Source organism: Saccharopolyspora sp. 6M (assembly GCF_020176775.1).
Taxonomy (GTDB): Bacteria; Actinomycetota; Actinomycetes; order Mycobacteriales; family Pseudonocardiaceae; genus Saccharopolyspora_C; species Saccharopolyspora_C gregorii.
On sequence record NZ_JAIUJZ010000106.1, the window covers coordinates 1 to 8,608 of the forward strand.

An 8,608-nucleotide genomic window follows, 5' to 3' on the forward strand; every position below is an offset into this window, starting at 1 on the left:
GTGAACGGACCGTTCGTCCGGTCTAGTTGGTCGAACGGGCCGTTCACTCGGGGTTCGGCGCGCTGGGGGCGGTCTGGACGAGGTGAACGGACCGTTCGTCCCGTCCCGTTGGGCGAACGGGCCGTTCACTCGGGGCTCGGCGCTTCGGGGCGGCGAACGGGAAGGGGTGAACGGACCGTCCGTCCGATCTGGTTGGTCGAACGGGCCGTTCACTCGAAGGTCGAAGGGCGCGGGGTGACCTCGGTGGGCGGGCGGCCCGCACCAGCTTCCGCCCGGCCACCGGGAACCATCCGGCGGCGCGCCACCGGATGGAGCTCTGGTCAGCTCTTGTCGGCCGGGTCCTTCGGCTTCCCCTGGAGCGCCTGGTTGCGGGCGCTGAACGAGCGGCCCAGCGCGGCGACCTCCGCCTCCATCTGCGGCATGATCTTGCGCAGCGACGGCGCCATCAGCCGGGCGACGAGCTTCGAGGACGGCAGGTTGCGCAGCCAGTGCATCAGCATGATCGAGCGCGGCACGTACACCCGGCGCGAGCGGCGCTCCACGGCGTTCGCGAACGCGGTGCCGCACTTCTCCACGGTGGTGGTGGCGTGCATCGGCCAGGGCAGCCGCTTGCGCATCTCGCTGTAGCTGCGCAGGTCGGTCTTCATGTCGCGCACCAGGTCGGTGTCGATCCACGACGGGTGCGCGGTGCCGACCGCGACGCCGAGGTGCTGGGTCTCGGAGTGCAGCGCGCTGGCCAGCGCGTCGGCGCCCGCCTTGCTCGCGGTGTAGGCGGCCATGCCACCGATCGGCGCGAACGCCGACAGCGAGGACACGATCAGGACGTAGCCGCGCTGCTCGATGATGTGCGGCAACGCGAGCCGCGCCGTGTGGAAGACGCCGTTGAGGTTCACGTCGACGGTCTTGGTGAACCCGTGCGGGTCCCCGTTGAGCACGGTGCCCAGCGGCGCGATGCCGGCGTTGGCGATCACCGCGTCGAGCCGGCCGTGGGCCGCGATGGTGCCGTCGATGGCGGTCTGCAGCGAGTCGGGGTCGGTGACGTCGGCCTCGAACCAGGTGTGGCCCCCGCCGAGTTCGGCGGCGACGGCCTTGAGCTCGTCGGGTTCGAGTCCGATCAGCGACAGCGTGGCGCCGCGTCGGGCGAGTTCCCGCGCGGTCTGCGCTCCGATGCCGCGGGCGGCACCGGTGATGAGGACGACTTTGCCGGGCGTCGTTGACGGCATGCGCGCTCCCGATTTCCTGGGCGGACCTTCACCTACTCCGAAGTAGCCTACCGCCAGTAGCTTACTTTCGGTAGGTCCAGCGACGCGCGCGGAACCGCACCGGAGCGAGGTGGAGTGAACGGACCGTTCGTCCAACCGGACCGGACGAACGGTCCGTTCACCCGGGGCACCCGGAGATCGCCGAGACGCCGGCGCCGCCCCGCTGGATGCGGAGTGAACGGACCGTCTGACCAACGGGATGGGACGAACGGTCCGTTCACCCGGGATCCGGTGCGCGGGGAGCCGTCGGTGCCAGGAGCGGCGAGGGCATCGAGTGAACGGTCCGTTCGTCCAAGCGGATGGGACGAACAGGCCGTTCACCCGCGGTCATGGCGAGGCCGGCCTCGGGCGGAGGAGGGACGAGGAGCGCGCAGCGAACGGCCCGTTCGTCCAACCGGACCGGACGAACGGTCCGTTCACCACGGGCTCAGAGCGCGGCCAGCTCGGCGCGCTCCCCGTCGTGCTCGTCGAGGACCCGCTCGGCCAGCGCGCGCATCTGCGCGGCGGAACCTTCCTGCATCTCGGCCTGGGCGAGCTGCTCGGAACAGCCGTAGAGCTCGGAGACCGCCTGCTTGAACGGGGCGGTGAACTCGGTGCCGCGCGCCGTGCGCAACCGCTCCACCAGGTCGGGGTGCGGGAGCCCGGACTGCTCGTCGTCCTCGGTGACGAGGTCTTCGGGGGCGCTGCCGGACGGGGCGCCTTCGACGGCGGTGAGCCAAGCGGTCAGCTCGTCGGCCTCGGCCTGCCGCTCCGGTGCGATGCGCTCGGCGAACCGGGCGGCCCGCGGGTCGCCGGACTCGCGGGCCAGTGAACTGATCTCCAGCAGCAGCTGGTGGTGGGCGAGCAACCGGCGGGCGAACTCCTGGTCGGTGCCGGTGTGCGAGGCGTCCTCGGGTTCCTCGACGCCGGGGTCCTCGTCGTCCGACACCTCGTCCCCGTCGGTCGCGTCGTCCTCGCCGGGCGGCGCCGCGGCGGGCGCGGGCGGTGGGGGAGCGGGCTGTTCCGCGGGGCCGCAGCCGGTGAGCACGAGTCCGCAGGTCAGCGCGGCCCCGGCGAGCACCCGCAGCCGGGCTCGCGGCGCGGACGGCCCCGGCCGGTCGCGCGGCCGCGACCTGGGGGAACGATCGAACGAGGTTCGCTGCACGTCCGCCCTCTCCCGAGCTGGTGATCGTCTCCGGCCGGTCGGCGGCCGGGCTGTCGGGCTCCAGGCTAACGATCGGGGAGCCCCCTGCCGCCAGGGTGCGCCGACGTCGTGTCCGACGCGCGGTGTCGCCTGCCTCTCACCGCAGGTGACCTTGCGCGAAGCGATGACTAGGGTGGCTACGGCCCGGCCGCAGGAGCACGCGGCGGCCGGACTACTATCCGCAGACGGCAGCGATCGTGCCGGGCGCAGGCCACCTGATTCCTGGGCGCGTCGCAGCCGACGCGCCGACCCGACCGGGTCGGGCGGTCCCGCCAGCGGGTCCGCGCAATCACGAGGAACAGTGCAGGAGGCACCGTGACGGCCGTCGCGCCACAGCCGATAGCCACGCGCCCCTATCCGGCGCGCCAAACGGTCAAGGGGTCGTTCCTGGCGCGGATGTTCCGCACCACCGACCACAAGCAGATCGGCATCCTCTACCTCGTCACCTCGATCGCGTTCTTCATCGTGGGCGGGTTGATGGCGATGCTGATCCGCGGGGAGCTGGCCGTTCCCGGGATGCAGTTCCTGTCCCAGGAGCAGTACAACCAGCTGTTCACGATGCACGGCACGATCATGCTGCTGCTGTACGCGACGCCGATCCTGTTCGGCTTCGCGAACTACATCCTGCCGCTGCAGATCGGTTCGCCGGACGTCGCGTTCCCGCGGCTGAACGCGTTCGGCTACTGGCTCTACCTGTTCGGTGGGCTGGTCGTCGTCAGCGGGTTCCTGCTGCCGGGCGGTGCCGCGGACTTCGGCTGGTTCGCCTACACCCCGCTCTCGGACGCCCTGCACTCGCCGGGCCACGGCGCGGACTTCTGGGTCGCCGGGCTGGCCGTCTCCGGTCTGGGCACCATCCTCGGTGCGGTCAACATGATCACCACCGTGGTCTGCTTGCGCGCACCGGGCATGACGATGTGGCGGATGCCCATCTTCACCTGGAACATCCTGGTCACCAGCGTGCTGATCCTGATGGCGTTCCCGATCCTGACCGCGGCCCTGATGGGTCTGCTGGCGGACCGGCAGCTGGGCGCGCACGTGTTCGACCCCGCCAACGGCGGCGTCATCCTGTGGCAGCACCTGTTCTGGTTCTTCGGGCACCCGGAGGTCTACATCGTGGCGCTGCCGTTCTTCGGCATCGTCTCGGAGATCTTCCCGGTGTTCAGCCGCAAGCCGCTGTTCGGCTACACCGGCCTGGTGTACGCGACGCTGGGCATCGCGGCGCTGTCGGTCGTGGTGTGGGCGCACCACATGTACGCGACCGGCGCGGTGCTGCTGCCGTTCTTCTCGTTCACCACGTTCCTCATCGCCATCCCGACCGGCATGAAGTTCTTCAACTGGATCGGCACCATGTGGCGCGGCCAGCTGACCTTCGAAACGCCGATGATCTTCAGCGTCGGGTTCCTGGTGACGTTCCTGTTCGGCGGTCTGACCGGCGTGCTGCTGGCCGCCCCGCCGATCGACTTCCACGTGTCCGACACGTACTTCGTGGTGGCGCACTTCCACTACGTGCTCTACGGCACCATCGTGTTCGCGACCTTCGCCGGGATCTACTTCTGGTTCCCGAAGATGACCGGCCGCATGATGGACGAGCGCCTCGGCAAGCTGCACTTCTGGCTGACGTTCATCGGCTTCCACACCACGTTCCTGGTGCAGCACTGGCTGGGCAACGAGGGCATGGTCCGGCGGTACGCGGACTACCTGGAATCCGACGGCTTCACCGCGCTGAACACGCTGTCCACCGTGGGCGCGTTCATCCTCGGTGCCTCGATGCTGCCGTTCCTGTGGAACGTGTTCAAGAGCTACCGGTACGGCGAGATCGTCGACGTCGACGACCCGTGGGGCTACGGCAACTCCCTGGAGTGGGCCACGTCCTGCCCGCCGCCGCGGCACAACTTCACCGAGCTGCCCCGGATCCGGTCCGAGCGCCCGGCGTTCGAGCTGCACTACCCGCACGTCGCGGAGCGGATGCGCCTCGAAGCGCACGTCGGCCTCACCGGCAAGCCGCTGGCGCACGCCGCCCCCTCGGAGAAGGCCGCCCAGGCCGTCACGCCGCCCGAGCAGGGCGGGGACCGCGACGCCAGGGAGAAGTGACCGCACCCACCGGCGGCACCGCGGGAGCGCAACGTGACGTGCGCGCTACCGCCGCACCGCACCGCTGTGCCAAGGTGAGTCGGCTCTGAAGTACGAGCCCCGGCAGACCCCAGGTCTGCCGGGGTTTCTCGTGTTCCCGACCGGAAAGGAGTGCCGGCAGCCGTGAGCACGCCGAAACCCACCACCGTGCTGATCACCGTGACCGGGCAGGACAAGCCGGGGGTCACCTCCGTGCTGTTCGCCGCCCTCACCGCGCACGGGGTGGACATCGTCGACGTCGAACAGGTCGTCATCCACGACCGGCTGGTGCTCGGCGTGCTGGTCTCCACCGACGGCGACGCCGAACACCTCCAGGAAGCCGTCGAGCAGGCCATGGCCACCGTCGGCATGGCCGTGGACGTGCTGATCGGCGCGCCCGACGGCGACCCGGCGAAGCGGGCCGCCACGCACGTCGTCGTCGTGCTCGGGCACCCGGTGTCCGCCCGCAGCTTCACCGAGGTCGCGCGCCGACTCGCCGCGATGAACGTCAACATCGACTCCATCCGCCGCGTCGCCGACTACCCGGTCACCGGGCTCGAACTGCAGGTCACCGCCCCCGACTCCAGCGACGAGATGGGGGCGCTGCTCACCTCCGAGATGGGCGACCTGTCCGCCGGGCTCGGCGTGGACGTGGCCGTCGAGCGCGCCGGGCTGACCCGGCGGGCCAAGCGGCTCGTCGTGTTCGACGTGGACTCCACGCTCATCCAGGGCGAGGTCATCGAGATGCTCGCCGCCAAGGCCGGCTGCGAAGAAGCGGTCCGCGAGGTCACCGAGCGCGCCATGCGCGGCGAACTGGACTTCGCCGAGTCGCTGCGGGAGCGCGTCGCCGTGCTCGAAGGGCTGCCCGCCACCGTGCTCGACGAGGTCGCCGCCGACCTCGAACTCACCCCCGGCGCGCGCACCACCGTGCGCACCCTGCGCAGGCTCGGGTTCCACACCGGCGTCGTCTCCGGCGGGTTCACCCAGATCATCGACCACCTCGTCGCCGAGCTCGGGCTGGACTTCAGCGCCGCCAACGAGCTGGAGGTCGTCGACGGCAAGCTCACCGGCCGCGTCATCGGCGAGATCGTCGACCGGCCCGGCAAGGCCCGTGCGCTGCGCCGGTTCGCCGCCGAGTTCGGCGTGCCGTCCGGGCAGTGCGTCGCCGTCGGCGACGGCGCCAACGACATCGACATGCTCTCCGCCGCCGGGCTCGGCGTCGCGTTCAACGCGAAACCCGCGCTGCGCGAGGTGGCCGACACCGCGCTGTCCCACCCGTTCCTCGACGCGATCCTGTTCGTGCTCGGCGTGACCCGCGCCGAAGTGGAACTCGCCGACGCCGAGGACGGCGTGCTGCGGCGCGTTCCGCTCGAAGCGTGACCCGGAACCCCGTCCGCGTCGCGGTCGTTGACGGGTGGAGATCACGAGTCGAACGGAGATGACCGACGTGGACGAGGTGTCCTTGCGCATCGAGGCGGCCCCGGAGAAGGTCTGGGACCTGCTCGCCGACATCACCCGGATGCCGGAGTGGAGTCCGGACCTGTGGCGCTGCAGCTGGCGCGGGAAGGTGCGGGAACCCGTCGCCGGGGCCAGGTTCATCGGCTTCAACAAGACCGGTTTCCCGACGCCGAACGTCATCGAGAGCGCCGAACGCGGCCGCGAGTTCTCCTTCCGCACCACCGCGCACGACACCGTGTGGCGCTACCTGCTCACCCCGGACGGGGACGGCACCGTGGTGACCGAGCAGCGCGACACCTCGAAGAGCAAGAAGTTCGTGGTGAACACGCTCAACCGGCTGGCCGGGGGCGAGGAGAAGCTCGCCGCCTCGTTCCGGGGCGGGATGGAGAAGACGCTGCAACGGCTCAAGGCCACCGCGGAGGCGTGAGCCCGGAGCCGGTGGACCGTTCGCCCCGCACGAACGGTCCGCCCGCGCCGCCGGCCGCCGCGGAATGAGAGATCCGTCGCCACCGCCGCGGCCCGGGAGCAGGGGACAATCGGGGGGTGCCCGACGTGCTCGACCCCCTGCTCACCCGCTACGCCTCCTGGCTGGCGATGCCCACCGAAGCGACCGCGGACACCTCCGACGAGGACCCGGACGAGGTCGTGCTGATGCCGATGGTGCTGCGCATCGAACGCGGCACCCCGCCCGGCCGCACCGCGCTGCTGGAGGCGGCGGCCTCCGCCGCGCTCGCGGTGTGCCTGGACGAGCGGGCCGAGCCCGGCGGGGAGTGGCACGAGCAGCTGCACCGCTGGACCTCCGGCCGCATCCGCAAGGTGTCCCGGCGGGCCCGCGGCGCGCACTGGGCCGCCGTGCAGGACCTCCCCGGCCGCACCGTCGAGGTGGACGGCGCCGAGGTGCGGGCGTTCCTGCCCTCGCGCGTCGCCGACATGCCGAAGGAGCTCACCCGGCTGCAGATCTCCGGCAGCGAACTCGACGCCGACGAACCGGGCCCGCCGCGCCCGGACGCGCCGGTGCTGTGGCTGAACCCGCACGTGCCGATGAGCGCGGGCAAGTCCGCCGCGCAGGTCGGGCACGCCACCATGTTCCTCGCCGCGCTGCTGCACGGCGAAGGCCGCGCCCACGAGGTGGCACGCTGGTCGGCGGCCGGCCTGCCCTGCTCGGTGCGGACCGCGGACCCGGCGACCTGGGCGCGGCTGCTGCCCGGTGACGACGCGGAGACGGCGTGGCGCCGCGACGGCGTGGCCGCGGTCCGCGACGCCGGGTTCACCGAGGTCGACCCGGGCACCGTGACCGTCCTCGGGCAGTGGCGCTGACGGTTCCCGCGGCGCGGGTCCGCGCCGGTCACCGGGGCGCCGCGCCGAACGTAGTCCGCGTGCTCGACCTTCGGGATTCCCCTGTGCCGCAACGGTTCCGCTCCTGGTCCTTGGGCGCTCGACCGAACGCTTGCTAGGGTCGATACCCCACCAGGCTCCTTCCACGCGACGACGCGGGAGAGGGGAAGTCCGTTGCGCCACGGCATCGTGCTGTTCACCAGCGATCGCGGGATCACCCCGGGCCAGGCCGCGCAGGCGGCCGAGCAGGCCGGGTTCGACACCTTCTACGTCCCCGAGCACACCCACATCCCGATCAAGCGCACCGCCGCGCACCCCGGCACCGGCGGCGCCGACCTGCCCGACGACCGCTACCTGCGCACCCTGGACCCGTGGGTGAGCCTGAGCTCGGCCGCCGCGCTCACCACCCGGATCGAGCTGGCCACGGCGGTGGCGCTGCCCGTCGAATCCGACCCCATCGCGCTCGCCAAGACGATCGCCTCGCTCGACCTGCTCTCCGGCGGCCGGGTCGTGCTGGGAGCCGGGTTCGGCTGGAACACCGACGAGCTCGCCGACCACCAGGTGCCCGCGCACCGGCGCCGGACCGCGCTGCGCGAGCACCTGGAGGCGATGCGCGCGCTGTGGACCGAGGAGGAGGCCGAGTACTCCGGCGAGTTCGTGCGCTTCGGGCCGTCCTGGGCCTACCCGAAACCGTCCCGCATCCCGGTGCTGATCGGGGCGGGCGCCGGGCCGAAGACCTTCGCGTGGATCGCCGCGCACGCCGACGGCTGGATCACCACCCCCGCCGACACCGACGTGCCCGGCGGTGCGGACCGGTTGCGGACGGCCTGGGCCGAGGCGGGCCGGGCGGGCGCACCGGAGATCCGCGTGCTGGCCACCCGGAAGCCCACGCCGGACCTGCTCGCGGAATGGGCCGACTGCGGTGTCGCGGAAGCGATCTGGGGACTGCCCGACGCGCCCGCCGACGACGTGCGGAGCTACTTGGCGCGGCACGCCGAACGGCTCGGCATCGGGCGGTCCTGACCCGTTCGAGCAGCGCCCCGGCGCTTCGGTGAGGGTTCTCCCGTCGAACGCCGAGCGACGCGCCCGCGGACGCGCCGGAGGCGCTTCACTCGGTGCCCGGCGGCGGAGACCTGCGGAGACCGGCGCGAGGGGGCGGGTGGACCGCCCGCCGGCCGCGTCGATCGCCCCAGGGGGGCGACCGGGGCCGGGGGGCCCCGCCGCGGGGCCCCCCCCCCCCCCCCCCCCCCCCCCCCCCCCC

At 72.1% G+C, this 8,608-nt stretch carries 7 protein-coding genes; 5 read left to right on the forward strand and 2 right to left on the reverse strand.

Going from position 1 to position 8,608, the window contains the following annotated elements; translation table 11 throughout:
- Positions 1 to 320: 320 nt before the first annotated feature.
- Together LCD31_RS15675 and LCD31_RS29590 are read right to left on the reverse strand one after the other, a co-directional pair.
- Positions 321 to 1,223: an SDR family oxidoreductase gene (locus LCD31_RS15675; protein ID WP_224959011.1), complete on the reverse strand. Its 903-nt coding sequence runs from the start codon at positions 1,221 to 1,223 to the stop codon at positions 321 to 323.
- A 466-nt stretch (positions 1,224 to 1,689) separates the two neighbouring features.
- Positions 1,690 to 2,406: a DUF305 domain-containing protein gene (locus LCD31_RS29590; protein ID WP_224959012.1), complete on the reverse strand. Its 717-nt coding sequence runs from the start codon at positions 2,404 to 2,406 to the stop codon at positions 1,690 to 1,692.
- Positions 2,407 to 2,760: 354 nt separating this feature from the next.
- Between LCD31_RS29590 and ctaD the strand changes: the two genes are divergently transcribed.
- From ctaD to LCD31_RS15705, 5 genes are all read left to right on the forward strand, one after another.
- Entirely contained in the window at positions 2,761 to 4,536 is a 1,776-nt protein-coding gene (ctaD, locus tag LCD31_RS15685; RefSeq protein ID WP_224959013.1) for a cytochrome c oxidase subunit I, read from the forward strand.
- A 162-nt stretch (positions 4,537 to 4,698) separates the two neighbouring features.
- On the forward strand, positions 4,699 to 5,934 hold the full coding sequence (serB, locus tag LCD31_RS15690) for a phosphoserine phosphatase SerB (protein WP_224959014.1): 1,236 nt from the start codon (positions 4,699 to 4,701) through the stop codon (positions 5,932 to 5,934).
- A gap of 58 nt (positions 5,935 to 5,992) precedes the next feature.
- On the forward strand, positions 5,993 to 6,439 hold the full coding sequence (locus LCD31_RS15695) for an SRPBCC family protein (RefSeq protein WP_224959016.1): 447 nt from the start codon (positions 5,993 to 5,995) through the stop codon (positions 6,437 to 6,439).
- A 116-nt stretch (positions 6,440 to 6,555) separates the two neighbouring features.
- A complete protein-coding gene (locus LCD31_RS15700) occupies positions 6,556 to 7,329 on the forward strand; it encodes a peptidyl-tRNA hydrolase (RefSeq protein WP_224959017.1) in 774 nt (257 codons plus the stop codon).
- 192 nt (positions 7,330 to 7,521) lie between these two features.
- Positions 7,522 to 8,370 (forward strand): TIGR03619 family F420-dependent LLM class oxidoreductase, encoded by an 849-nt coding sequence (locus LCD31_RS15705; protein ID WP_224959018.1) that lies wholly within the window; start codon positions 7,522 to 7,524, stop codon positions 8,368 to 8,370.
- Positions 8,371 to 8,608: the final 238 nt, after the last annotated feature.

What these genes read in the sequence shown, in the direction of transcription:
- LCD31_RS15695 (WP_224959016.1), top strand. Translation starts at nt 5,993, where the DNA reads ATGACCGACGTGGACGAGGTGTCCTTGCGCATCGAGGCGGCCCCGGAG.
- LCD31_RS15675 (WP_224959011.1), bottom strand. Translation starts at nt 1,223, where the DNA reads ATGCCGTCAACGACGCCCGGCAAAGTCGTCCTCATCACCGGTGCCGCC.